This window comes from Arthrobacter parietis (assembly GCF_039530425.1).
GTDB lineage: Bacteria > Actinomycetota > Actinomycetes > Actinomycetales > Micrococcaceae > Arthrobacter_D > Arthrobacter_D parietis.
On record NZ_BAAAON010000002.1, the window covers coordinates 719,907 to 744,231 of the forward strand.

A 24,325-nucleotide genomic window follows, 5' to 3' on the forward strand; every position below is an offset into this window, starting at 1 on the left:
CTGTGTCAGGCCGGGGGATGCTCCTTCTTCACAAGCGCCGGCCGGGAGACGAGCCAGGCGAACCAGAGCCCGAGCGCATAGAGCGGAACTCCCATCGCAACCCGGGCGGTGCCGAGCGCCGCGATGTTGTCTGCCAGATACAGCGGCACCTGCACGATGAGCCTCAGCGCGAGCACGGCAACGATCAGCCAGGTGGCCAGCGAGTAGGCCCGGATCCTCGACGCGTTCCTGCGCCACTCGGTTCCCTCTCCCCGGATGAAGCCGAAGAGCAGCCCGGCCAGCGGCCACTTGACCGCAATGGAAACGACCATGCCCACGATATACGCGGCATTGGTGAAAAAACCCGGAAGGAAAAAGTCTTCCGCGTTGCCGGTCCGGTTGGCGACGAACGCGCAGATTCCCACACCAATCAGCCCGGACAGAGCCTGGGTGAGCGGTGTCTTGGTCAGCAATCGAGTGATCGTGAAGACGGCCGAGACGGCAAGGGCAACGATGAGCGAGATCTGCAGGTCCCGCAGGATGGTGAAAACCACCGTGAACAGAAGACCCGGAAGGATGCTCTCGGCCAGACCACGCATACCCCCGATCGACTGGAGGACGTCAATTCGCCCGCTTTCGTCCTGACGAACCCCGGCCTTTGCCGCATACTGGCCGGCAAGCGCACTCATGCTCAAGTCTGGAACCGGTTCCCCGGGATTATCCGAGGCGTCGCCGCCGGTGCGGTCCTCAGCGGGCTGGTTCACAGTGACTCCTCAGGACGGCAGACAATCTCGTACCGCGGGTTGTGGATGGTGGGAATGCCGTCGATGAGGCTGACCATGCCCTCGAAAGCCAGATCGACTCCGGGGTCGATCCCCGGGATGCGGCGCTGACCGATCCAGACAAGCCGGACGCGGGTTCCCGGGGGCGCGGCTTCCGCGGCCGGGGAGGCAGCCCGCTGGGTGTGCAGGGCAATCGTGGCGTCGAACTGCGGCGCGGAGCTGCGTGGCAGAATCCTCACCCGTTCGACGAAGCCGCTGCCGGCGAACCGTCCGCGCGCCGGTAATGGAGCCGGTGCCGCTGCCGGGTTCCCTGGTGCACCGTGGTCAGCCAATGTGAGTGATCTCGGGGCCCCGCCGAAGCGGGTCATCCGGTGTCGCTTTTGGCTGCTCAGGCTGCTCAGGCTGCTTCGGGGCTCCGGCGTCCTTCGGCAGCTTGAGCGGAAGGAGTTCACGCGGAGGCAGCGGATGGTCTCCTCGAACCACAACCACGTTGCGGAAGAGCTGCTCCATGGGCCCGGCGATGGCAGGATCCATGGCAGCGGGGCCGCCGAACACTCCCCGGAGGAACCACCTCGGACCGTCAACGCCGACAAATCTGGCAACGCGGAAACCGGCGCGGCCGTCCGGTGTCTGCGCGGGTAGCTTGGCAATCAGTTCAGTCCCGAACTCGCCCTGCCGCTCCGAGACGGTTCCGCCCTGCGAGCCCACCGAGGCACCAATCTGCTCACGGATTTCATCCCAGAGCCCCTCCGACCGTGGAGCGGCGAAGGCCTGGAGCTGCAGGTTGGAGCCATTGATATCCAGCGTCACAGCGATCACGCGTTTGGTCCGTTCCTCAACCTCGAGGCGGAGCTGAAGGTTCTCGGCAGCGGCAATGCGGAGGGCGCCGAGGTCGATGTACCCCGCCGCTGTGTCTTTCTCCGACTCATCGAATGGGCCTGTTGAAGCACGTCCGGGAGTCGGCTCAGCCTGAGCTGGAGCATTCTCTGCACCACGTTCTTCGCGGTCCCCTGCGGTTTCGTCAGGCGAGATCGATGCCGTGTCGTCTTGAGCTGTCTCTGCTGCTTCGCTCTGATGCTGGCTTTTCTTGCGGCGCCCGAAGATCATGATCGGGTTCCTCCTTCGATGGTCATGGGCAGCTGGTCGCTGCCGGTCGGGTTGCGTCAGCGTGAGGCTTCTGCGGTCGGAGCGAATCCGCCCGTGGATCCGAAACCGCCGGCTCCGCGCGCTGAGTCCGGAAGGTTCTCCACCGCTACGAATGTCGCCTGCTCCACCTTCTGAATAACCAGTTGGGCGATGCGGTCGCCCCGGCGGAAAGTCAACGGCGTCGACGCATCGGTATTGAGCAGCGTCACGGCAATTTCTCCGCGATAACCGGCGTCTACCGTGCCGGGCGCGTTGACCACAGTGATTCCGTGCCGTGCAGCCAGCCCCGACCGGGGGTGGACGAACGCCGCGTACCCTATCGGCAGTGCGATGCAGACACCGGTAGGAATGAGTGCGCGCTCGCCCGGCTGGAGTTCAAAGTCGATCCTCGTGGACAGGTCGGCGCCGGCGTCACCGGCGTGTGCATAAGCAGGCGGCTCGAGTCCGTCGTCGAGCATTTTGATCTGCACGGATAGAGCTTCCGCGGTATCAAGCATGTCTTCTCCTGCACGATTCTTTGATGGCACGGTTCTTTGGGGGCGGGCACTGCACGCGCTGCTCACCGGCGCGATGCGCCGAAAGCGCGGAATGCGCCGGAGCCCTTTGCTCCTTTTACTCTAGCGCTTCCACCTGCGGGCCAGCGCCTTCGCGCCAGGATGAAAAGCGGTCGGAAAGGTGCTTAGCTAGCTGACATGCCTACAGGATCCGCCGGTGAATCGGTTCTTTACGAAGAGAAGTTGTGGCCGGCACCGTGGATCTGGATGGTGGTGGCCGGCGCAGCCGTCGCCTCGGTGTTCACGTTCATACCGATCAGCATCGAGGCGGGGATTGTTGCCGCCGTCGTTGTTGCGGCCGTATTGACCACCCTGCTGGTGCTGTCCACACCGCGAATTCGGGTAACCGCTGCGGAACTCCAGGTGGGCAAGGCACAGATCGAGCGCCGGTACCTCGGCGACGTCACGGCGTTCACAGGCGCCGACGCCACCGCGCAGCGCGGAACCGAGCTGCATGGGAGGGCCTACCTCTGCATTCGCGGGTGGATCTCGCCCGTCGTCAGGATCACGATCGAGGACGCAGAGGATCCCACGCCGTACTGGTTGACGTCGACGAGGCGGCCGGAGCAGCTCAAAGCCGCGCTGACCGCCCCGGCGCAGGGAGTGTGACGCTTCGGCACGCGACACGAACGCATCCGGAAGATAGCGGAAGTCAGCCTTCACAGTCCTTGCAGTAGGCCAACCCGCCCTTTTCCTTCGCAATCTGTGAGCGATGACGCACCAGGAAGCACGAGGCACACGTGAATTCGTCGGCCTGGGCGGGGAGCACGCGCACAAGCAGTTCTTCGCCGGAGAGGTCGGCGCCGGGAAGCTCAAAGCCTTCCGCAGCCTCCGTCTCATCCTCGTCGACAACCGCGGACTGCTTGTCCGTGCGGCGGGACTTCAGCTCTTCAATCGAGTCTTCGCTGACTTCGTCATCAGTCTTCCGCGGCGCATCATAGTCAGTCGCCATAGTTAGTAGTTCACGCTCCGGTGGATGTAAGTGGTCATAGGTGCCATGGTCAAATCCGCGCTACAGGAACGGTGCCGTAAAGCGCAGGAATCCTGTCCGTGTCACAACGCTGAGAGGGCCACTTTTGTGCCCGCACCGCAGAGATTGTTGCTGATCGCTCCCTCAAAAGCCAATCAGAGCACAAGTTCCGCGCCACACCAGGGATGGAGTAGGAGCCAACCCCTTTGAATGGCAGAGTTTCACTGAAAGTAATGTATGTCGGCTGGAGGGTTTTTCATGCAGGAGCTACGGCTGGTAGGCGTGGATGAGGGCGGAGGTCATCTGCTGCTGAGCGGTGAGGGCGGGGCTTCGTTCCGCCTGCCCGTCAACGAGGCGTTGCGGATGGCGAGCTCGAGGCCATCCACACGTCCGGCGGCACGGCAGGAGCCGTCCGCTGATACCGAGCGGCCGGGCGGTGCAGCCAAGCGCCCCTCCCTTGCGCCCCGAGATATTCAGGCGAGGATCCGCAGCGGCGCAACCGCCCAGGACATCGTCGATGAGACGGGCGTCGAACTGCAGCACGTGCTGCGCTACGAAGGCCCGGTCCGCGCCGAACGCGACTACATGGCTCACCTGGCGCAGCGCGTGGAAGTCGCCTCCCCGCTGCCGTCCAATGACGGATACCGCTCCGCGTTCGGCGAAAACCCGGCCCAGCTTGAGGATATGGTGCGCTTCCGGCTGCGCGCCTTCGGAGTGGACCCTGATACAGCGCAATGGGACGCCTGGCGAAAGCCGGATGGTTTGTGGGCGGTCGTGGTCAGGTTCGAGCTGCCCATAGGATCCGCCGCCTCCGTCGGTGAGGAGCCGCCGGCGCAGTGGACGTTCAACCCGTCCCGGCGCGCGGTCCTCAACGCAAACCGCTGGGCGCAGGTCCTGAGCGAGCTTGAGCCGCTGGATGGTCCGCTGCCCTCCCGGAAGCTGAGTGCGGTCGCGGACAGGGTCTTCGATTTTGAAACGGATGCGGCCGTTGACTCCCCTGAAGAGGACGATTCCGACGAACTGCTCGAGGTACTGCGCTCACGCCGAGGGCAGCGGCTGGGTGCGGATGAAGACGGCGATGATGCGCTGGCCCTGATGCTCGCCAAGGGCCACATTCCAGCCGCTCACCCCCGCCAGGGAGCTGACGAGGCAGAGGGCACCGACGATTCCGGCAGCGCTGATCCGACTCCCTTCCCGGGGCTGAGCCTGGCTCCCTCCATTTTTGAAGGCAAAGACTCCGAAGACCACACGTACGACGACGGCACTCCCCGTCTTTTCGAAGGCGTCAGCACCGACACGCGTGAAGTAAGCGTCATCGCGAGGCCGCAGCGCTTCGCCCGCGACACTGACGAGGCTGCGGTTCCGCGGTCCGAGAGCAGGGGGTCGGACCGCCGCTCGGAAGGGTCACCGGAACGAGTTCCGGAATCGGAACCGGACGATGCTCCAGCCAAAGCAACTGATCAGAACGCTGACCGGAAACTGAAGCCCCGGCGTTCCAGCGTGCCCAGCTGGGACGAGATCGTGTTCGGGACCAAGGGCGACTAACAGTCCCCGGTCTCAGAGCCTTGCGGCAGCCGGATCGAAGGGCAGCGGCACGTCGCTGCCGGCGTGGGTGCGCGCAGTATGCGCCGTCACTCTGCGCATATGGTGCCTCCGGCAGAGCGTCTCATAACCGATCACCGGACCGGCCGGAAGATCGAGTTCATCGAGCCCTCCGCCCGTCAGCCGCGGCTGGCCGGGATCGCTTTCGGTGCTGGACGGTTCAACATCTCCGACCACCATCTGTTCTCCCTCGACGACCATGACGCCGTCAACCGTGCGCGCGTTGTGCGTGGCCCGGCGCCCGCACCAGCACAATGCCTCCACCTGAAGGACCTGCGTCCTGTCGGCCAGTTCAATCAGCCGCCGCGACCCCGGAAACAGCTGCGTGCGGAAGTCGGAGGTGATTCCAAAGGCGAAGACGTCTATGGCCATGTCGTCGACGATGCGCGCAAGCTGCTCAATCTGCACGGGCGTGTAGAACTGCGCCTCATCGCAGATGAGGTAGTCGACACGGGTTCCGTGAGTGCGGCTTCTGACCAGCTCCTCCCAGAAATCGGTGTCAGAGCGGACCTCAATTGCCTGGGTCATGAGTCCCAGCCGACTCGAGATGACAGACTCCCCCGCACGGTCATGAGAGCTGAAGAGCAGCCCGGCGCGTCCGCGGGCGCTGTGGTTGTGATCCATCTGCAGGGCAAGAGTGGACTTGCCGCAATCCATGGTCCCGGAGAAGAAAATGAGCTCGGCCATGGATTAGCGTCCGACCATTCGAACCGGACCGGGCCCCGGCTTCACCAGGGTGAGCAACGGCACTTCACGCTCGGCACGCGTGAGGGAGCCGTGCTGACCAACGATCTCGAGTGCTGACGCCGGGACCCGGCGGGTGTCGTAGAACGCTACCGGTTCCCTCGCTGCGATCAGGACATCCCCGATCCGAGGCTCGACGTCCGGCGAGACTGTCCCGAACAGTCCTGCGGTGATCGCCTCCTTTCGGGTGAGGATCCACGCATGCGCACTGTGCGCCGTCCGCCAGGAATCGACTAGACGCTGCATGCCGGCGTCAGGCAGGTCCGGCTCTGTATAGAGGTGAACCATGCGCGGCTCTCCTCCGGTATGCGCGACGCCGTCGACCAGCGAGGCATCAGCCGAGAAGTCGACGTGCTGCTCCGGCGCAACATCCACCATGCCGTGATCCGCCGTCAGCAGCAGCAGGGTGTGGGGCGGGACCTTCGCGGCGAGGGATCGCATGGTCCGGTCCAGGTCTTCAAGCCGGTCCCCCCACTCGGGAGAAGCACAGCCTGAGCGGTGCCCGGTCTTGTCGAGCTCATTCAGATAGAGGTAGACGAGCGCCTGATCGCTCGCACCCAGCGCCTTGCACACCGCCTGCACCCGTGCCTCGGGGGTACCTCCTGCCACGTACCTGCCGCCTCGCAGCGCTGCCCGGGTCAGCCCCGACCCGTCGAAGCGCGCGAGCCCTACGCTCGTGACTGGAAGTTCGGCTGCGACCCTCTCAAACACCGTGGGGTGGGGCTGCCATCGTCCGGGTTGCACCATGGCATCCCAGCCGCCGAGCATGTTCACCACCTTGTCCTGTGCAGGGTCCAGGACGTCGTAGCCCACCAGCCCGTGTTGTCCCGGCGCCAATCCGGTGCCGAGTGAGGCGAGCGCGGCCGCCGTCGTGCTCGGAAAGACGGATCCCAGCTTGCGGGACGAGTCGAGGAACTGCCGCAGGAAAGGTGCATGGCCGGAGCGTTTGCGCAGCAGCGCGGCGCCGAGTCCGTCCACCAGCACCACACACACCCGAGGCGCGGCCGGCAGGTCCAGTGCATTGGGAAATCCGGGGAGTCCGAGAGCTGACGCAGAACTGGTGAAGACCTCGGCGATGGTTGAGCGGCCGTAGGCGGGCGCGGCTGGGAGAGGCTCCGTGTGGAGCGGTGAGGTTGGCACGGGCAGGACTACCGCCCGTGATGGGCTCGGCTGAAACGGGTGGCCAGCCCGGGCTGCCTCCGGTTTGGTCCCGGCTGGTTCACGACGACGCCGGAGACGGCCGGATTGGCGGTGCTCACCGTGCGCAGGGCACGGGCGAAGGACTTGGCGTTCTGCACAGCCTGCAGACCGTCAGCTTCCGCGCTGACGCGAAGCACGATGTCTTCCTGTGCGATGGTGCCGGTGTACCCGTGATCGGCATCGCACTGCGGATCGCCGCAGCTCGCCGGTCCCATGTCCAGCCGCTGACCGCCGGACCAGGCAATGCCGAGGGTGAGTTCACGGACGGGATCGGACGGTTTGTAGTTCTGCGGCTGCGCGTACTGGTAGCTGAGCACAACCGAGCGGATCTGGCTGACCGGAACCGACTCGGTGGACACCTGCGCCGTTACTTGCTCTCCGGTGTCGTCCAGTTGTTGGTCATCCACGTGCGTGACCACCAGCATGTCCTCGGTCAGAACGAGGACGGTGATGTGCCGTCGAATTTCGGTCCGCTCGAAATGGGTCTCCAGATGAACCACGTGCGAGAGGGGTTCCCTGCCATCCAGGGCATCATGGACGACGTCGGCCACCAGCCGCGGGTAGAAGCCCGCTCGTTCGAGGGAGGCATCCAGGTCGCGGCGTTCCGCCGACAGCGATGGAGTCATGGTTCCAGTGTGACTTATGCCGAGGGCGCACGCCTAACCGGTGTGGACCGAGGCACCGGCCCGGCGGGGCTGCCTGGGGCGAGTCAGTCGCGCATCGCCCGGCGTGCGCTGTCAGTGCGTTGCTGGGGGTTTCCTACGCTGATTTCTGCGCTGAGGACGGCGAGCCCGCTGGCTGAGACCAGAACCGGGTTGAAACGCAGCAACGCAATCTCGGGATGCCGGTCCTTGAGCAGGGCAACCCGCAGGAGGAGATCCTCGATGGCTGGGACGTCCACTGGCGGCAGCCCCTGGTAGCCGAAAAGCCGTCGGCTTGCCCGCGGCGTCCGGAGAAGATCTGCAGCGTCCAAAGTAGTCAGCGGCGGAATGCCGTGCGCCCAGTCGTCGAGCAGGTTCACCGCATCTCCGGCCATCCCGAATGACACTACAGGTCCAAGCAGGGGGTCCTCGATCGCCCTGATCACGCAGGCCTGCCCCGGCGGCGCCATGGGCTGGACTTCCAGGCCGGGACTCCCGAAGGGGCGAAGTTCGGCCCGCATGGCTTCGATCCCCGCGCGCAGGCCGGAGGCATCCGGGATGTTGAGCCGGACTCCGCCGAAATCGAGGCGGTGCCGCAAATTCTCTTCAACCGTCTTCAGCGCAACCGGCCATCCCAGCGAGTCTGCGGCCTCGACAGCCTCGTCAGCTGAATCGAAGGGAATCGAGGGCAGCACGTTGATGCCGTAACAGTCGAGGAGCTCGTGCAGCTGGCCGCTGTCGAGACGGCGCAGCCCCACATCCCGCACATCGGACAGGACACTGCCGAGCAGGGCAGCAGCGCCTTCCTCATCGACGCTGTCCAGCTGCGCGAACACACCATGCTCGCGCTCCCTCCAGCGGCTGTACCGGACGACCGCGCCCAACGCAGACACAGCGGCTCCGGGACTGGCAAAGCAAGGTACGGAGGCGTCACCGTCTCCGGGCTCGTCCCCGCGGCGTGAATAAGTACCGCGGGCGGCACGCAACCCCTCAAGCTGCGCGGCCGGATCCAGCACGCCGGTGAAGCATGCGACAACTGGCTTGGCCGCAGCGGCGCCGCACTCCTGCAGCACCGGCAGGATCGCCTCGAAGGAGAGCCCGACCACCGGAATGAGGGTGAGAATGAGGGAGTGCACCTCCGGATCCGCGAGTGCCTCGGTGAACGCCGTTTTGAGGGCGGACAGTGCCACGGACTGCCCTGCGTCGAGATCAAGGTGCGCATTCAGCCGCACCACGTTCAGTTCCTGTGCAAGCGCCGCGTCCGCGAGCACTTTCCCCAGGGCCAGTGAGTTGCTGAAGACAGCCACTCCCGTTCCGCCGGGAACAGGCTGGCCGACCACAATCTGCGCTACGTCCATCAGTTGTTCGGTGGTCTCGACGCGGATTACCCCGGACTGCCGCAACATCGCGTCGAGTGCGCCACTGGGCGCCTGCGTTGTGCGTACCGCATGGCCGGGCGGCAGCTGCAGTCCCATGACGTCGGACTTGGCGACGATAACCGGCTTCATGCGGGAAAGTCTGCGTGCGATCCGGGAGAATTTGCGCGGATTGCCGATCGACTCCAGGTACAGTGCTACGGCCCGGGTGTTCGGATCATCCTCCCAGTACTGCATGGCGTCATTACCGGAGACGTCCGCCCGGTTGCCGGCGGACAGCGCCGAGGACAATCCGATGGCTCGCCGGCTGGCGGCGGCATGGAGCATGACGCCGATTGCTGCTGACTGACTGAAGAGGCCCAGCCCGCCACGCTCCGGCAATTCGGGCGCCATCGATGCATTCAGCCGCACGGCTGGATCCGTGTTGATGATGCCCAGGGATGCCGGACCCACAACCCGCATGCCGTAGGAACGGGCGCTGTGCACCAGCGCGCGCTGGCGCGCGAGTCCTTCGCCGTCGTCGTCGGCGAACCCCGCCGTCGCGACAAGCAGCCCTTTCACACCTGCCCGCCCGCACTCCCCGGCGACAGCGAGCACCTGATTGTAGGGCACCGCAATCACGGCGAGATCCACAGGATGGGGTATCTCTGCAATGGAGCCGTAGGCCACCATGCCGTTAAGCTCGAACGCCTCGGGGTTGACGCCGGCAACCGGTCCAGTGAATCCACCGTCGACGATGTGTTCGAGCAGCGAGTAGCCCACGCTCCCCCAGCTGCGGCTGGCACCGATCACTGCAACCGACGACGGCGCCAGCAGGGTCTGCATGCTGCGCGCCTCGGCGCGGTGCTCACGTGCTTCCATCACTGCGCGGGACTTGTCGGTCGGGTCGATATTGAACGTCAGCTCCACGACACCGTCATCGAAGCGGCGGTCCACCTCGTAGCCGGCTTCGGCGAACACCGTGATCATCTTCCGGTTTTCGGGCAGCACCTCGGCGGTGAATCGCCGGATGCCGTTCTCCCGGGCTGCGACGGCGAGGTGCTCGAGCAGGATAGACCCCAACCCCCGGCCCTGATAGGCGTCAGATACGTTGAAGGCGACCTCGGCCTCGTCGGGATCATCGAGGCGGTCATAACGGCCGATGCCTATGATGTCCTGGCCACGGGTCACGACGAAGGCCACGCGGCCCGCGTGGTCCACCTCGGTGAACCGCTTGAGTTCCCTGGCGCTCAGCGAGGCCTTATAGGTGAAGAACCGCAGGTAGATGGAATTCTGGGACTGCCTCATATGGAATGCCTGGACGGCGTCCGCATCCAGCGGCGAGATGGGCCGGAGATGGCCGGTCGAGCCGTCCCGCAACACGACGTCCGCCTCCCAATATTCGGGGTATAGTCCGTCAGCCACCATAGACTCACAGTAGTGGGCGGCTGCCTTTTCCGTCAGCCGGAGCCCGGTTGCCGTCCGCCCACACGACCTACCGACCACCGCATACCACCTACGCGATCAGCTGCCGAAGGATTCGACACACCATGGCAAGGCGCCAAGCCACACCCCCCGAGAGGGATTACACCGAGAAGATCATCGACATCGACGTCACCTCCGAAATGGAGGGCTCCTTCCTGGAGTACGCCTATTCGGTGATCTACTCGCGTGCCCTCCCGGACGCCCGCGACGGCTTGAAGCCGGTACAGCGCCGGATCCTGTACATGATGACTGACATGGGTTTGCGTCCCGACCGCGGTCACGTGAAGTCGGCGCGCGTGGTCGGGGAGGTCATGGGCAAGCTTCACCCCCATGGCGATGCAGCCATCTACGACGCCATGGTGCGCATGGCCCAGGACTTTTCGCTCCGCCTTCCCCTGATTGACGGGCACGGAAACTTCGGTTCGCTCGATGACGGCCCGGCCGCTGCCCGCTACACCGAGGCGCGGCTCGCTGCTGCGGCCCTGACCATGACGGACCACCTCGGCGAGGACGTCGTCGATTTCATTCCGAACTACGACAATCAGCTCACCCAGCCCGAGGTCCTCCCGGCAGCCTTCCCGAACCTCCTCGTCAACGGGGCAACCGGAATCGCTGTCGGCATGGCCACCAACATGGCGCCGCACAACCTCGGGGAGGTCATTTCAGCGGCACGGCACCTGATCGACAACCCGGACGCCACGCTGGAAGACCTCATGCGCTTCGTTCCGGGGCCGGATCTCCCGAGCGGCGGCAAGATCGTCGGGCTGGACGGCATCCGTGACGCGTATGCGAGCGGCCGCGGCTCCTTCAAGACCCGCGCCACCGTGGAGGTTGAGCAGCTTTCGGCCCGCCGCACCGGGTTGGTGGTCACGGAACTGCCCTACATGGTGGGGCCGGAAAAGGTGATCGAGAAGATCAAGGATGCTGTAACAGCGAAGAAGCTGCAGGGCATTTCCGACATCGTGGATTTGACTGACCGTACGCACGGGCTGCGGCTGGTCATCGAGCTCAAGAACGGCTTCAATCCCAACGCCGTGCTGGCGCAGCTCTACCGGTACTCGCCGATGGAGGATTCCTTCGGCATCAACAACGTCACCCTGGTGGACGGCCAGCCCCGCACCCTCGGTCTGGTCGAACTGCTTCAGGTGTACGTCAGCCACCGAATCTCGGTTGTCCGGCGCCGTACCTCCTACCGGCTCGGGAAGAAGAAGGACCGGCTCCACCTCGTTGAGGGCCTGCTGATTGCCATTGTGGACATCGACGAGGTCATCCAAATCATCCGGTCCTCGGATGAGGCCGCAGCTGCCCGCGAGCGGCTGATGGCAATCTATGATCTGACCGAGATCCAGGCCAACTACATTCTTGAACTCCGGTTGCGCCAGCTGACCAAGTACTCCCGCATCGAGCTGGAGAAGGAGCAGGACGAGCTGCGCAGGGAGATTGCCGCACTTGAGGAAATCCTCGGCTCCGAGCAGAGGCTGCGCGGGCTGGTATCGGATGAACTCGCCGCCATCGCGGAACAGTTCGCCACGCCGCGGCGCACCGTGCTTCTGGAGTCGGAGGCCAGCGCGCCCTTGAAGGGCACAGTTCTGCCCACGCCTGCCGGCAACGGAGCCAAAGCGCCTCTTGCCCTGGAGATCGCCGACGACCCCTGCTGGGTTCTTCTCTCGACCTCAGGACAGCTCGCCCGCACCACGGGACGGGAGCCGATGTCCGACGGCGGCCAACGCGTCAAGCACGACGCCTTCACCTCTGTTGTCGCAACCACCGCCCGAGCGGAGATCGGCGCCCTCACCTCGGCGGGCCGCATGCTGCGGCTCCAGGTTGTGGACATGCCCGCTCTGCCGCCGACGAACACCACACCGAATCTGGCCGGCGGGGTTTCCATCAAGGAGTTCATTACGCTGGAGCGCGGCGAATCGCTGGTGGGCCTCGTCCCGCTGGACAAGACGTTCGCGCTTGGAACCGCCCAGGGGATCGTCAAGCGTGTAGTCCCGGACTACCCGCTCAACCGGGATGATTGGGAGGCAATCACCCTCAAGTCGCGGGACAGTGTGGTCGGCCTTGCGGCCGCTGAGGACTCCGACGACCTCGTTTTCATCACCCGGGAAGCGCAGCTGTTGCGCTTCCCGGGTGGCGCCGTCCGGCCTCAGGGACGCACCGCAGGCGGCGTGGCCGGCATCAAGCTGGGAGCTGAGGACACCGTCCTCTTTTTCGGTGCGGTGCGCGCGGGAGATCCTGCCGCCGTCGTCGTCACCATCGCAGCCGGGAGCGAGGCGCTGCCCGGAACCACCCCCGGATCGGTGAAGGTGACGGAATTCGCAGAGTACCCGGCCAAGGGACGGGCAACGGGAGGCGTCCGTTGCCACCGCTTCCTGAAGGGCGAGGACCATCTGGTGCTTGCGTGGGCGGGACACGGGCCGGCGCGGGCCGTATCAGCCACCGGCGTTGCCCGGGCACTTCCGACCGAACACGGGCGCCGCGACGGGTCAGGGGTGGCGCTGTCACAACCCGTCGAGGCGATCGGGCCAAGTCCGGAGTAGGAGCCGGTACTACTCCGGCTGCGCGAGCTGCTTCTCGAAGACCATCGACCGGCGCGTTGGGGTGTACCCCATGCGCTCATACAGGCCGAGGGCGCCGGAGGGGTTCTCGGTGTCCACGCCCAGCCCGGCGTTCTCCATGCCGTCTGCCTTGAAACGGCGCATGGCTTCGGCCAGGAGCGCAGGTGCGAGACGACGCCCACGCCAGTCGCGTCTCACGCCCAGCAGCTCGGTGTAGCCCTCATCGTGGCCGACCAGTTCCCTGGACTCGGGGTCATAGCTCGCGATCTCGTACGCGGCCACCTCACCGGAGGAGTTGTCGATGACGGCAAGGCTCCACTCCGCCCGGAACTCCGGGTGGGTGACGGTGAACCGCCAGCTCTCCTCATCCCGAGGCTCACTCCCCCAGTGATCCTGGAAAGCCTCGTTATGCGCCAGGCGGATGGCCTCGGAGAGGTCGTCGCTGAACGCTACGATCTCGAATTCCGGGTCGAGATCGACCTCCGGGATGTCCGCCGAGAGATCGCGGGTCATTTCCGTGAACCACCGGGTGATGGTGCCACCGGCCGACTCCATGAGCGCGCGATGCCCCGGATTGAGCTCCTCCACGTAGGAACGGATGAAGCCTCCTTCCACCCCTGCTTCCGCCAGTCTCTTACCCGCACGCTCGACCTGCCAGCCGTGAATCGCCCGGCCGATCCCCCGCCGTCGCCATTCCGGATCGACTCCCCCGAAAACGTGCACCAGCTGTGAACCCGGATTTGCACTGATCCGCCCGAAGGCGCGCGGTGTGCCGCCATCATCGAAACCCATGACGGTGTCCAGCACGGGATCATTCTTGGAAGCTTCGAGGACTTCCTCCAGGTCAGCGCGCTGTTCGATCCAGTCCGGCTTGTCAGCGACCGCCATCCGGCGTAGCAGCGACTCCCAGTCCTCAAGGTCTGTGGCTGTTATTGCCCGCCAGCTCAGCTGCTGGTGGGTTGGAATGAGCTCAGGCGTAGGCATGCTCCCAGCTTAAGTGATTGCCCTCGCTGCCGGCAGCCAGTTCGACGCCGGTGTCACAGCGGAACGCTTCGGCGCGGTCGTGGGTGACCAGGAGCACCGGCCGATCCCCCAGCCCGCTCCGCAGGTCACGCAGGAGGCGGAAAGCGCCGTCGGCGTCAAGGTGGGCAGTGGGCTCGTCGAGGATCAGCACCGACGCTCTGGTCAACAGCGCGCGGGCAACCGCGAGGCGCTGCCGCTCGCCGCCGGAGAACCTGTTCCCGCCCGGGCCGATTTTGGTGTCCAGCCCGTCCTTGCGCCCCCGCACGGTATCGGCCAGCCCTACGGCTTCGAGAACCCGCCACAGCTCATCATCATCAGCGTGTTCCTGCGGGGAACGGGCAAGCAGGAGGTTGGCCCGCACCGAGGAGTCGAACAGGTGGCCTTCCTGCGGGCACCAGGCGGCGGGCAGCATTCCGCCGTCAGCCGCGGCCCCTGCCAGGTACCTGCCGCTGCTGAGTGGCAGGAAGCCGAGCAGTGCGCCGATGAGGGTCGATTTGCCGCTGCCCGAGGGACCCGTGAGTGCGGTCCAGGATCCACTCCGCACCGAGAGCGTGACGCCCTCTACCACTGGAGCACCGGGCTCGTACCCCACAGCGGCGTCCACCAGCGCGAGCACCGCCGCGTCCACGCCCTGCGCCGGCTCCGGGATACTCCGCCGGACCTCCAAGCCGGCTGCGGCGCCGGCAGGATCCAGGTGAGCATCGAGCCTGCGCGTCACGGCTCCAAGCGGCGCCCACTGCTGCACGGCGCTCACCCCGGCTGCGAGAGGCTCGATGAGCGCAAGCTGCATAAGCACGACGACGGCCACTACTTCCGCGCTCTGCCCGGCCGAGCCTGCCAGGACGGCGACAGCGGCCAGGGCGCACGCGAAGACGACGAGTGCCTGTCCGATGCCGGCGGCCCAGGAGATGCGGCGCAGGCCGCGGGCGGCACGGGATTCCAGCCGAGCGAGGCGGTTCAGGGCGCCTGCAGTGAGCCCGTTGACCGCGACATCGCGTGATGCCCGCAGAAGACCCGTGGTCTGGGCAAGGGAAGCCGCACGCAGCCTGATGCCCGCTGCTCCCGCTGACCGTTCCGCCAGCAATGCGGCGGCGGGGGCGGCCAGTAGACCGGTACCGACGGCGAAGATCTGCCAGAGAATCGCCTCCGGCAGCAGCAGCGCCGTCGTACAAATGGCTGCCAGACCGGTCAGGACCGCCGTCAGCGGCGGGAAGACCGCCCGCGCGGCGGTGTCCCTCAGTTCGTCGATGTCGCCCACTAGCCGTTCGATGCCACCCGATCCGCGTGATAGCGAGCGCCAGGATTCCGCACGGCCCAGCAACGCATGCCACAGCCGCAGGCGCACAGCGTCAGCGGTCTGCAGGATACTCTCGTGCAGCCACAGCCGTTCGCAATAGCGCAAGAGGGAGCGTCCGATGCCGAAGAACCGAACCCCCACGATGGCTGCGAGAAGGTAGAGGATGGGCGGCTGTTCAGACGCTCGGACGATCAGCCAGCCGGACAGTGCTGTGAGGGCCACGGCGAAAACAGACGAGCCCGTACCGAAAGCGAGCGCTGCGAGGAACCGGGGGGACCACGGGCGCACCAACGAGAGCGCTCGCAGGGCTGTCCGAACGGCCCCGTGGCCCATCATCGGCTCGGCCAACCCGGATCGAGCGGGCGCAGATGGCGAGGTTTCGCGCGGGTCGGGGTTATTTCCGCCCGCTCGATTCGGGGTGTGCGCAGTGTGCGGCGCTGTAGCCAGGCTTCGGGCTGACCCGAGGTCGACCGTGCGGTCGGCGAGGCGTGCGGTCTCATCATCATGGGCGATCAGCACAACAGTGACCGTTGACGGCAGGTTTCGTACTGTCCGGCGGATAACCGCCGAGGTGTTCTCATCCACGTGGGCGGTGGGTTCATCGAGCAGCAATGTTCCCCCGGCGGGCCCGGTGCGCAGCAGGGCCCTGGCCAGCGCAACCCTCCGGAGTTCGCCCGGGCTCAGTTCTCCGGTGGACTTCTCCAGCAACTGGCTTCCGTCCACTGCCGCAAGCAGCCCAAGAAGCGCCTGGTCTTCCAGCGGTGACTCTGCGTAGAAGGCAAGTTCTTCACGAACGGTGTCCATCAGCGGCTCGGGATGCTGCGGCACCCAACCGAGCGGGCCGCTGAGCGGCCTGACCGCGCCATCAATATGAAGGCCGGGCTGGGGAACTCCTGCCAGCAGCCCCATCAGCGTTGACTTGCCGGAACCGCTGGGACCCCTCAGCGCGGTGATCCCCGGTGACAGGGTGAAGGTGAGATCCTCAACGATCGGTGCTTCTGAGCCTTCGAACCGCAGGGTGAGGCCTTCGGCGCCGGACGCACCGTCGTCGGCGTTTTCCGGGCGGCCGACCGGCACGGCGGCGGACGTCCGTGGCGCATCGATGATGTGCCGCACGGCCCGTCCTGCCTCCAGCCCGTCATCGCTCGCATGGTGCGCGGCCCCCAGGTCCCGCAGCGGCAGGTAGCACTCCGGCGCGAGGATCAGGGCGAGCAGGCCCACTTCAAGCCCCACATCACCGTGGATCAGCCGCACGCCCACGAACACGGCCACGACCGCCACTGAAATCGTGCTGATCAGTTCGAGCGCGAGGGATGACAGGAAGGCGATGCGCAGTGTCTCCATGGTCCGGCGGGAGTAGCCGGCGCCGATATCCTCCAGCGCACGCGTCTGGGCACTTGCCCTGCCGAGGCCAACGAGGGCGGGCAGCCCTTTTGCGAGTTCCAACAGATGGTCCGAGAGCCGATCGAGCGATGCCCTCGCCTCGGCTGTTCTGTCCTGCGTGTGCCAACCGATCAGCACCATGAAGACCGGGATCAGCGGGATGGTCAGGACGATCACGGCGGCGCTCACCCAATCCGCAGCCAGAATGCGCGCGCCGACCAGGAGGGGAACCACTGCGCAGGTGATGAGCGCGGGGAGGTATTGCGTGTGGTACTTGTCGAGGCCGTCCAACCCGCGGGTGAGGAGCACGCTGAGCGCGCCCGTACCCTGCTTCCCACTCGTGGTCCCGCCGTCGGCAAGCACCCGCTCAAGCGCCTCCCGCCGCAGCCGCTCCTTCACCCCGTATGCCAGGCGCTCAGCGGTTCCCTGCTGTGCCCAGGCAGCGCCTGCGCGCAGCACTGCACCGGCCACCCCGACCTCCAACAGGTCTGCTGACGGCAGGGCACCGCCGGCGAGCGCCGCGATGCCGCGGGCGATTGCTTCCGCGATCAGGACCAGCCCCACTGCCTTGACCGCAGCAAGGACACCGAGGAGGTACACGGGACGAACCGGAACGGACATGCCGGCGGGGCCGCGGGCCAGGAGCCGGTCGATCACAGGGGGCTCACCGAGTGTGCGTCGGGGATGCTCTTTTCGGTGACGCGCTTCCGGAAGACCCAGTAGGTCCAGCCCTGGTAGGCGAGCACGAGGGGCACCCCGACAGCCGCGACGATGCTCATCAATCCGAGGGTGTATGGCGAGCTCGAAGCGTTCTCCACCGTGAGGTTGAAGGCGTCGCTGAGCGTCGACGGCAACACGACCGGATAGGCCGAGCCGAAGATGCATGCCAGCGAAGCCGCCAGCGCGGCACCCAGCCAGATGAAACCCCAGCCATCATGTGAGGACCACTCGGCAAACCAGGACGCAGCCGCCGCAGCTACGGCGACGGCAAGGATAAGACCGGTCCACACCGTTCCGCCGGCGAGGTGCACTGTCGCTGCCCACAGCAGCAACGGCACGACGGCGAGCGGCAGCAGCCGTATCAGGAGCTTTCTCGCTCGTTCCCGGATGGGCCCGTCGGTCTTCAGCACCAGGAACGCCAGAGCGTGGGCGAGGCAGAAGAGGACAACGGCGGCCGCGCCAAGGAAGGCGTCAAACGTAACCCAGACGAATGGCCCGCCCACCCGGTCACCGTTCTCGTTGAGCGGAAGTCCGGAGGTGGTCAAGGCGAGGGCGGCGCCGATTCCAGCCGCTGCGGTGAAGGAGCCGAGGAAGATTGCCAGATCCCAGCGGCGGCGCCACTGGTCGCTGTTCATCTTTCCGCGGTACTCGAAGGCGACTGCCCGGAAAATGAGTGCGAGGAGCACCAGGATGAAGGGCAGGTAGAGCGTGGAAAGCAGCGAGGCATACCAGAGCGGAAAAGCGGCGAGAGTTGCACCTATCGCGGTGACGAGCCAGACCTCGTTGCCGTCCCAGACCGGCCCAACCGTGTTGAGGAGGACCCTCCGTTCCCGGTCGGTTCGCGCGAACAGCTTCATCAGCATGCCGACGCCGAGGTCGAATCCCTCAAGGAAGAGAAAGCCGGTCCACAGCACGCTGATCAGGATGAACCAGATCGTGGGCAGGAGCTCGGTCATGTGCGTGGTTCCTTTCCGCGCGGCGCAGTGGAGTTCGGCTCAGTAGGCAAAGGCGAGCACATCGTCGTCGTCCTTTCCGCGTGAGGAACTGTCGTCGTCGTGCCTGGCAGCCAACTCCGGCATGGCGGAGGCAACCCCGCCGCGCACGTAGGTGAAGAGCAGCTTCACTTCGACGACCAGCAGGACGGCATAGACCAGAGTGAGTGCGACCAGCGAGAAGACGAGTTCGGCGAGCGATACCCCCGGCGACACTGCGGCGGCCGTGAACATGAAGACGCCGTCGATGCCGCTGGGGTCAGGGTTGGGCGCCACGACAAACGGCTGGCGGCCCATTTCCGTGAAGATCCAGCCCGCGGAGTTGGCCCCGAAAGGCGCGAGGATTCCGAACACCGCAAGCCGCATCAGCCAGCGGGACTCAGGGACCGTCCCCTTCCGCAGAATCCTCAGGGCTACCAGCGCAGCGAAGGCGGCGAGTGCGCCGAAGCCGATCATGATGCGGAAGCCCCAATAGGTGACTTCCATGACCGGCAGGTAGTCGATGCTCATGCCGGCGCGCTCGCCGTACATCGGATCGTCCGGCAGTGTCTGTCCGTACTGCTCCTTGTACTCGGGCAGGAGCGTGTTCACGCCTTTGACTTCGGTAGTGAAGTCACCGTTCGCAAGGAAGGACAGCAGGCCCGGAACCTCGAAAACCGCAACGATGTCGTCGCAGTCCTGCGATCCCAGGTTGCCGACCGAGAGGACCGAGAAGCCGGTTCCATCGTGGCAGGCGGCTTCCGCTGCCGCCATCTTCATGGGCTGCTGCTCAAACATCAGCTTTGCCTGCAGATCACCTGACACTGCGGTTCCGGCGAAGGAAATCAACGCGACGACGGCGCCGATCCGCGCTGAGCGCAGCCACACCTGGTGGTCAATCACTCCGCGGGAACCGGAAGTGTCAGTTCCGACGACGACCTTCCCGTCGCCGTCGACCGTGTCCAGCCCGTCATGGCGCCGCTTCCAGAGGTGGTACCAGGCAATACCGAGCAGGAAGCCGCCCGCAACAGCGAGGGCACCGAAGATGGTGTGGGTGAAGGCGACGAGGGCGGTGTTGTTGGTGAACACTGCCCAGGCGTCCACCATGCGGGCACGGCCGTCCACGAGCTCGACGCCCACGGGATGCTGCATCCAGGAGTTCGCCACGATGATGAAGTAGGCAGAGAATACCGACGCCACGACTGCGGCCCACAGCGCTCCAAGGTGCAGCACCTTCGGCAGCCGCTGCCAACCGAAGATCCACAGGCCCAGGAAGGTCGATTCGACGAAGAACGCAAGCAGCGCTTCCATGGCAAGCGGCGCACCGAAGACATCGCCTACGAACCGGCTGTACTCGCTCCACGCGAGCCCGAACTGGAACTCCTGCACCAGTCCGGTTGCAACCCCCATGATGAAGTTGATGAGGAAGAGCTTCCCCCAGAACTTCGTCATCCGCAGGTAATGGTCCTTGCCCGTCCGGTACCAGAGGGTCTGCATGGCAGCGACAACGAGGCCAAGCCCTATCGTCAGCGGCACCATCAGAAAGTGGTACACGGTGGTGATACCGAACTGCCACCGTGCAATTTCAAGTGCTTCCACAGGTCCTCAATTCCTCAAGCACTGGCGATGTGTGAGCTACTTCTACGCTCTGTAGAAAAACTCTTCTACATATCGTAGAACAACTTTCCCGCACACTTCTACATGACGTAGAACCTTGCGCGAAAAAGCTGTAGATTAAGAGGGGTTGGAAGTGGCATTGCACCGCGATCAGTCCGTCCAGCCGCAGATCAGGATCAACAAAGGAATAAGAATGGCCACGCTCGGTGAACTCGAACGCACAGTGATGGACCTGCTGTGGGGCACCCAGGAGGCCATGACCGCGAACACTCTTCGTGATGCATTGGCGCTAGCTCCTGAAGGTACGGCGGAAGGCAAGGAACTCGCGGTCACCACGGTGTTGACCGTCCTGTCCCGGCTGGAGAAGAAGGGCCTGGTTGAGCGTGAACGCGACACCCGCCCTCACCGCTACCGCGCCGTGACCAGCCGCGAAGACCACACGGCGGAGCTCATGCATGAGGTACTGGTAACCGCTCCTGACCGCGAAGCTGTACTGGCACGCTTCATCGGCAGTGTCTCTGAGAGCGAGGCCCGCACACTCCGGCGGCTCCTGGGCAGCAACTAGCCGCCATGTTCTGGGCCTCCCACTTCCTGGCGGCGCTGGCCGTGATTCTGGCATGGCCCGCACCGATCGCCCTCTCCCGCGCACAGTGGCCCTCACGCTCGCCGTTCACCGCGATGATCCTGTGGCAGGCAATCGCGCTCGCCGGAGGTCTGTCAATGATCGGCGCCATGCTGGTGTGGGGACTGGAACCGCTGGGAGATAATCTGCTCGAAGCGTTGCAGGGCCTCTGGGACATCCTGGTGAATAACCGCCCGGCAGACACTCTCGGCCTCGTCCACGTCTTCGCCCTCAGCGCCGCAAGCCTCCTGACCGCGCACCTCGTGTTCACCCTGCTGATCACCTATGCGCGGATCAAGGGCCAACGACGGCGGCACCGCAACCTGCTGAATCTGCTGAGTTCACCCTCACACACCAACCCCTCCACTCTGGTGATCAAGCACCCGGCCCCGGTTGCCTATTGCCTGCCCGGCGGCGCGCGCTCCGTGACGGTCCTCTCCGACGGACTGATGGGGCTGCTCTCCGAAGATGAACTGCGGGCCGTTCTCGTGCATGAGCGTGCCCATCTGAGCCAGCGGCATCACCTGCTGCTCTGGGCTTTTGCGGCCTGGCGTTCAGCGCTCCCGTGGCTGCCGACGTCGCGCCTGGCGCAGCGGTCGGTCAATGAGCTGATCGAGATGCTCGCGGACGACGAGGCCGTCAAGGAAGTGGACCAGGAGACCCTTGTAGGAGCAATAGCCATTGTGGCGACGGGCTCGCACGGTCCGTCTGTTTCACACGGGCGTTCGGGCGAGACACCGGATCATGCACTGACCGATGCCGCAGCAGCGCAGGATCCCGAGCAGGATGATGCCTCGCTCTCAACGGTTCACCGGCTGCGCCGCCTGCTCGAGCCGCAGGCGCCGCTCACCCCCGCACAGACCTTCGCGGCCCTCGCCACATCGGCGCTGCTGCTGACCGTGCCTACCGCCCTGCTGATCGCGCCCGGTTTCCTGGGCTGACGCGGCGGGCTTCCAGGGCTCCCTGATTCAGCTCCTGCGCAAGCTGGCTGTGCAGACTATGTCCCTGTACTAGGCGTCGATGCGTTCGCGATCCAGCGACGCGGCGCCGGCCACAATGAAGTCCTTGCGCGGTGCAACGTCACTGCCCATGAGAAGGTCGAAGACCCGCTCAGCCGATTCGGCCTCCTGAATCCGTACTCGACGCAGGGTGCGATGGCGCGGATCCATGGTGGTTTCCGCCAACTGTCCGGCATCCATTTCCCCCAGTCCCTTGTACCGCTGAATGGGTTCCTTGTAGCGCCTGCCCTCACGTTCGAGGGCGGTGAGCAGCCGGTGAAGCTCCTGGTCGGAATAGGTATAGACGGTTTCATTCGCTTTGCTGCCGGGGTTGAGTATTTCCACCCGGTGCAGCGGCGGAACGGCCGCAAAGACCCGCCCGGCATCAACCAGGGGACGCATGTACCGGAAGAACAGCGTGAGCAGCAGGGTACGGATATGCGCGCCGTCGACATCGGCGTCCGTCATCAGGATGACCTTGCCGTAGCGGGCCGCATCAAGAGAGAAGCTGCGGCCCGACCCTGCGCCGACAACCTGAATCAGCGCGGCGCACTCGGCGTTGGAGAGCATGTCACCCACCGAGGCCTTCTGCACGTTGAGGATCTTTCCCCGAATGGGCAGCAGCGCCTGGTAGTCCGAGGACCTCGCCAGCTTGGCGGTCCCCAGCGCGCTGTCACCCTCAACGATGAACAGCTCGGAACGCTCGGAATCGTCAATGCGGCAGTCTGCAAGCTTGGTTGGCATGGATGATGTCTCCAGCGCGTTCTTCCGGCGCTGGGTTTCCTTGTGAACGCGCGCCGATACGCGGGACTTCATCTCGGCGACAACCTTCTCCAACAGCAGCGCAGACTGCGCTTTGTCTGCGCGGGCCGATGAATTCAGTTTCGCAAGGATCTGCGTTTCCACCACCTTGCCGACGATGGCGCGGACGGCGGACGTTCCGAGGATCTCCTTGGTCTGGCCTTCGAACTGCGGCTCCGCGAGCCGCACGGTCAGAACCGCGGTGAGACCCGCAAAGACGTCGTCTTTCTCCAGCTTGTCGCTGCCCGCCTTGAGCTTGCGTGCATTGGCCTCGACCACTTTCCGGAAGGTTTTCAGGAGCGCTTGTTCGAAGCCCGACTGGTGGGTTCCGCCCTTGGGCGTAGCAATGATGTTGACGAAACTTTTTACCGTGGTGTCATAACCGATCCCCCAGCGCAGCGCGATATCCACTTCGCAGTCACGCTCGACCTCGGCGATCCGGCTGTGCCCCTGATCATCGAGGACGGGAACGGACTCCTTGAAACGGCCGGACCCATGCAGGCGCCACACATCAGTGACGGCGTGGTCAATCGCCAGGAACTCAGCGAACTCGGAAATTCCGCCGTCGTGATGGAAGACTTCTTCGACTACCCCGTCCGTGCCGGGTAAGGCACGCTCATCGCGAAGCGTAATGCTTAGTCCCGGTACCAGGAATGAAGTCTGCCGCGCACGAGCCTGCAGCTCTTCGTAGGAGAACTTGGCATCAGGAGTGAAAATCTGCCGGTCCGCCCAGTACCGGATCCTCGTTCCCGTGACGCCGCGTTTGGTGCTCCCGACGACTTCGAGGCGGGAGCTGTCGACGAAGGGGGAGAACTCCGCTGTAGGCAACGGCTTGCGCTCATCGGCAAACCGCCCGGGCTCACCTCTCCGGAAGGACATCTGGTACGTCTTGCCGCCACGGTCAACCTGGACGTCGAGGCGCGCGGACAGCGCGTTGACCACGCTGGCGCCGACGCCGTGGAGCCCGCCGGACGCGGTGTAAGAGCCGCCGCCGAACTTGCCGCCGGCGTGCAGTTTCGTGAAGACGACTTCCACGCCGCTCAGCCCGGTCTTGGGTTCGGCGTCTACCGGAATGCCGCGCCCATCGTCATGCACCTCAACGGAACCGTCGGCATGGAGGATGACCTTGATGCTCTGGCCGTGTCCCGCAAGTGCTTCATCCACCGAGTTGTCGATGATCTCCCAGAGGCAGTGCATGAGCCCCCTGGAATCAGTGGAGCCAATGTACATGCCGGGACGTTTGCGAACCGCCTCAAGCCCCTCGAGGACGGAAAGATGGCGGGCTGTGTATTCAGAGCGGGGTGCCACTTCCTTGGAAACTCCTTGGGATTGCGGTCTATCTCGGCGAGCGTCGGCGAGCCGGGAGCGGCGCACCCTCCCAAGCATATTCCCTTGTCCCCGCTGTGGATGGCAGGCATGCCGGGCCCTCGGGCGCGCGGTTCGTCCCTGCCGGATGCCTCCCCGCGAGCGTACGCGCTCAGCGAAAGCACACCCAGCTTGCGAAGAAACGGCAACGAATAGTGGTTATATGAACTACAGGAACCACTAAGGAGGCATCCATGACAACAGCTACAGCAACCCGTGAGCTGACCGCTTTGCACCGTTGTGACCGGTGCGGGGCCCAGGCCTATGTGCGCGCAGTCCTTCAGTCCTCCGGTGGTGAGCTTCTCTTCTGCGGGCACCACGCCCGCGCCGTTGAGAGCACTCTCCGGCCGCAGACGTCAGAGTGGCAGGATGAAACCGCCCGGCTGACCGAAAAGGCGCAGAGCACTGTAGAGGCATAGCCGCGCACAGGCCGTCCGCCGAAGCGCAGCATAGTTGGAGCCTCCTGAACGGATGGCACATAAATAGGAAGAACCCCCTCCGCGGAGGGG

At 65.2% G+C, this 24,325-nt stretch carries 20 protein-coding genes; 6 read left to right on the forward strand and 14 right to left on the reverse strand.

Features of this window, described 5'->3' with window-relative positions:
* Window positions 1-5 precede the first annotated feature (5 nt).
* The 4 genes from ABFX19_RS11540 to dut form a co-directional block, all read right to left on the reverse strand.
* Window positions 6-743, reverse strand: a complete 738-nt coding sequence (locus ABFX19_RS11540; protein WP_404800757.1) for a DUF3159 domain-containing protein — start codon at window positions 741-743, stop codon at window positions 6-8.
* On the reverse strand, window positions 740-1,000 hold the full coding sequence (locus ABFX19_RS11545; RefSeq protein ID WP_346028348.1) for a hypothetical protein: 261 nt from the start codon (window positions 998-1,000) through the stop codon (window positions 740-742). Before ABFX19_RS11545 ends, ABFX19_RS11540 begins: the two co-directional genes overlap by 4 nt.
* Window positions 1,001-1,085: 85 nt before the next feature.
* On the reverse strand, window positions 1,086-1,868 hold the full coding sequence (locus ABFX19_RS11550; protein ID WP_346028349.1) for a DUF3710 domain-containing protein: 783 nt from the start codon (window positions 1,866-1,868) through the stop codon (window positions 1,086-1,088).
* Between the two features lie 56 nt (window positions 1,869-1,924).
* Complete coding sequence (dut, locus tag ABFX19_RS11555) at window positions 1,925-2,404, reverse strand: dUTP diphosphatase (RefSeq protein WP_056547259.1); 480 nt, start codon at window positions 2,402-2,404, stop codon at window positions 1,925-1,927.
* A gap of 195 nt (window positions 2,405-2,599) precedes the next feature.
* Here dut and ABFX19_RS11560 point away from each other — a divergent pair, with 195 nt between their 5' ends.
* Window positions 2,600-3,070 (forward strand): DUF3093 domain-containing protein, encoded by a 471-nt coding sequence (locus tag ABFX19_RS11560; protein WP_056547256.1) that lies wholly within the window; start codon window positions 2,600-2,602, stop codon window positions 3,068-3,070.
* A gap of 43 nt (window positions 3,071-3,113) precedes the next feature.
* On the opposite strand, the gene ABFX19_RS11565 is transcribed toward ABFX19_RS11560, so the two are convergent.
* Window positions 3,114-3,413 (reverse strand): DUF4193 domain-containing protein, encoded by a 300-nt coding sequence (locus ABFX19_RS11565; RefSeq protein ID WP_056547253.1) that lies wholly within the window; start codon window positions 3,411-3,413, stop codon window positions 3,114-3,116.
* Between the two features lie 276 nt (window positions 3,414-3,689).
* Between ABFX19_RS11565 and sepH the strand changes: the two genes are divergently transcribed.
* Complete coding sequence (sepH, locus tag ABFX19_RS11570; RefSeq protein ID WP_346028350.1) at window positions 3,690-4,976, forward strand: septation protein SepH; 1,287 nt, start codon at window positions 3,690-3,692, stop codon at window positions 4,974-4,976.
* A gap of 12 nt (window positions 4,977-4,988) precedes the next feature.
* Here sepH and ABFX19_RS11575 read toward each other — a convergent pair whose 3' ends face one another.
* The 4 genes from ABFX19_RS11575 to ABFX19_RS11590 form a co-directional block, all read right to left on the reverse strand.
* Window positions 4,989-5,720, reverse strand: coding sequence for a thymidine kinase (locus ABFX19_RS11575; protein WP_346028351.1), 732 nt, complete (start codon window positions 5,718-5,720; stop codon window positions 4,989-4,991).
* A 3-nt stretch (window positions 5,721-5,723) separates the two neighbouring features.
* A complete protein-coding gene (locus tag ABFX19_RS11580; protein ID WP_277359510.1) occupies window positions 5,724-6,917 on the reverse strand; it encodes an alkaline phosphatase family protein in 1,194 nt (397 codons plus the stop codon).
* A gap of 8 nt (window positions 6,918-6,925) precedes the next feature.
* Window positions 6,926-7,603, reverse strand: a complete 678-nt coding sequence (locus tag ABFX19_RS11585) for a DUF5998 family protein (protein WP_277359511.1) — start codon at window positions 7,601-7,603, stop codon at window positions 6,926-6,928.
* An 83-nt stretch (window positions 7,604-7,686) separates the two neighbouring features.
* Complete coding sequence (locus tag ABFX19_RS11590) at window positions 7,687-10,401, reverse strand: bifunctional acetate--CoA ligase family protein/GNAT family N-acetyltransferase (protein ID WP_277359512.1); 2,715 nt, start codon at window positions 10,399-10,401, stop codon at window positions 7,687-7,689.
* Between the two features lie 122 nt (window positions 10,402-10,523).
* On the opposite strand from ABFX19_RS11590, the gene ABFX19_RS11595 reads away from it, so the two are divergent.
* The gene (locus ABFX19_RS11595; RefSeq protein ID WP_346028352.1) at window positions 10,524-13,001 is read left to right on the forward strand and encodes a DNA gyrase/topoisomerase IV subunit A; all 2,478 of its coding nucleotides are present in this window, start codon (window positions 10,524-10,526) and stop codon (window positions 12,999-13,001) included.
* 9 nt (window positions 13,002-13,010) lie between these two features.
* Here ABFX19_RS11595 and ABFX19_RS11600 read toward each other — a convergent pair whose 3' ends face one another.
* From ABFX19_RS11600 to ABFX19_RS11615, 4 genes are read right to left on the reverse strand one after another with little or no spacing between them, the layout of a single operon-like run.
* Window positions 13,011-14,003 carry a GNAT family N-acetyltransferase gene (locus ABFX19_RS11600; protein ID WP_346028353.1) on the reverse strand — a complete coding sequence of 331 codons (993 nt, stop codon included), beginning with the start codon at window positions 14,001-14,003 and terminating at the stop codon, window positions 13,011-13,013.
* Window positions 13,990-17,379 (reverse strand): thiol reductant ABC exporter subunit CydD, encoded by a 3,390-nt coding sequence (gene cydD, locus ABFX19_RS11605; RefSeq protein ID WP_346028354.1) that lies wholly within the window; start codon window positions 17,377-17,379, stop codon window positions 13,990-13,992. Before cydD ends, ABFX19_RS11600 begins: the two co-directional genes overlap by 14 nt.
* Window positions 17,376-18,398, reverse strand: coding sequence for a cytochrome d ubiquinol oxidase subunit II (gene cydB, locus ABFX19_RS11610; protein ID WP_346028355.1), 1,023 nt, complete (start codon window positions 18,396-18,398; stop codon window positions 17,376-17,378). Before cydB ends, cydD begins: the two co-directional genes overlap by 4 nt.
* A gap of 39 nt (window positions 18,399-18,437) precedes the next feature.
* Window positions 18,438-20,012: a cytochrome ubiquinol oxidase subunit I gene (locus ABFX19_RS11615; protein WP_346028356.1), complete on the reverse strand. Its 1,575-nt coding sequence runs from the start codon at window positions 20,010-20,012 to the stop codon at window positions 18,438-18,440.
* Window positions 20,013-20,223: 211 nt separating this feature from the next.
* On the opposite strand from ABFX19_RS11615, the gene ABFX19_RS11620 reads away from it, so the two are divergent.
* Both ABFX19_RS11620 and ABFX19_RS11625 read left to right on the forward strand, forming a co-directional pair.
* A complete protein-coding gene (locus ABFX19_RS11620; RefSeq protein WP_056547226.1) occupies window positions 20,224-20,595 on the forward strand; it encodes a BlaI/MecI/CopY family transcriptional regulator in 372 nt (123 codons plus the stop codon).
* Window positions 20,596-20,600: 5 nt separating this feature from the next.
* A complete protein-coding gene (locus ABFX19_RS11625) occupies window positions 20,601-21,593 on the forward strand; it encodes a M56 family metallopeptidase (RefSeq protein ID WP_277357793.1) in 993 nt (330 codons plus the stop codon).
* A 69-nt stretch (window positions 21,594-21,662) separates the two neighbouring features.
* Here the strand turns inward: ABFX19_RS11625 and ABFX19_RS11630 are convergent, their stop codons facing one another.
* On the reverse strand, window positions 21,663-23,759 hold the full coding sequence (locus ABFX19_RS11630; protein WP_277357794.1) for a DNA gyrase/topoisomerase IV subunit B: 2,097 nt from the start codon (window positions 23,757-23,759) through the stop codon (window positions 21,663-21,665).
* A gap of 251 nt (window positions 23,760-24,010) precedes the next feature.
* On the opposite strand from ABFX19_RS11630, the gene ABFX19_RS11635 reads away from it, so the two are divergent.
* Window positions 24,011-24,235: a DUF7455 domain-containing protein gene (locus ABFX19_RS11635; protein WP_056547219.1), complete on the forward strand. Its 225-nt coding sequence runs from the start codon at window positions 24,011-24,013 to the stop codon at window positions 24,233-24,235.
* The last annotated feature ends 90 nt before the right edge of the window (window positions 24,236-24,325 follow it).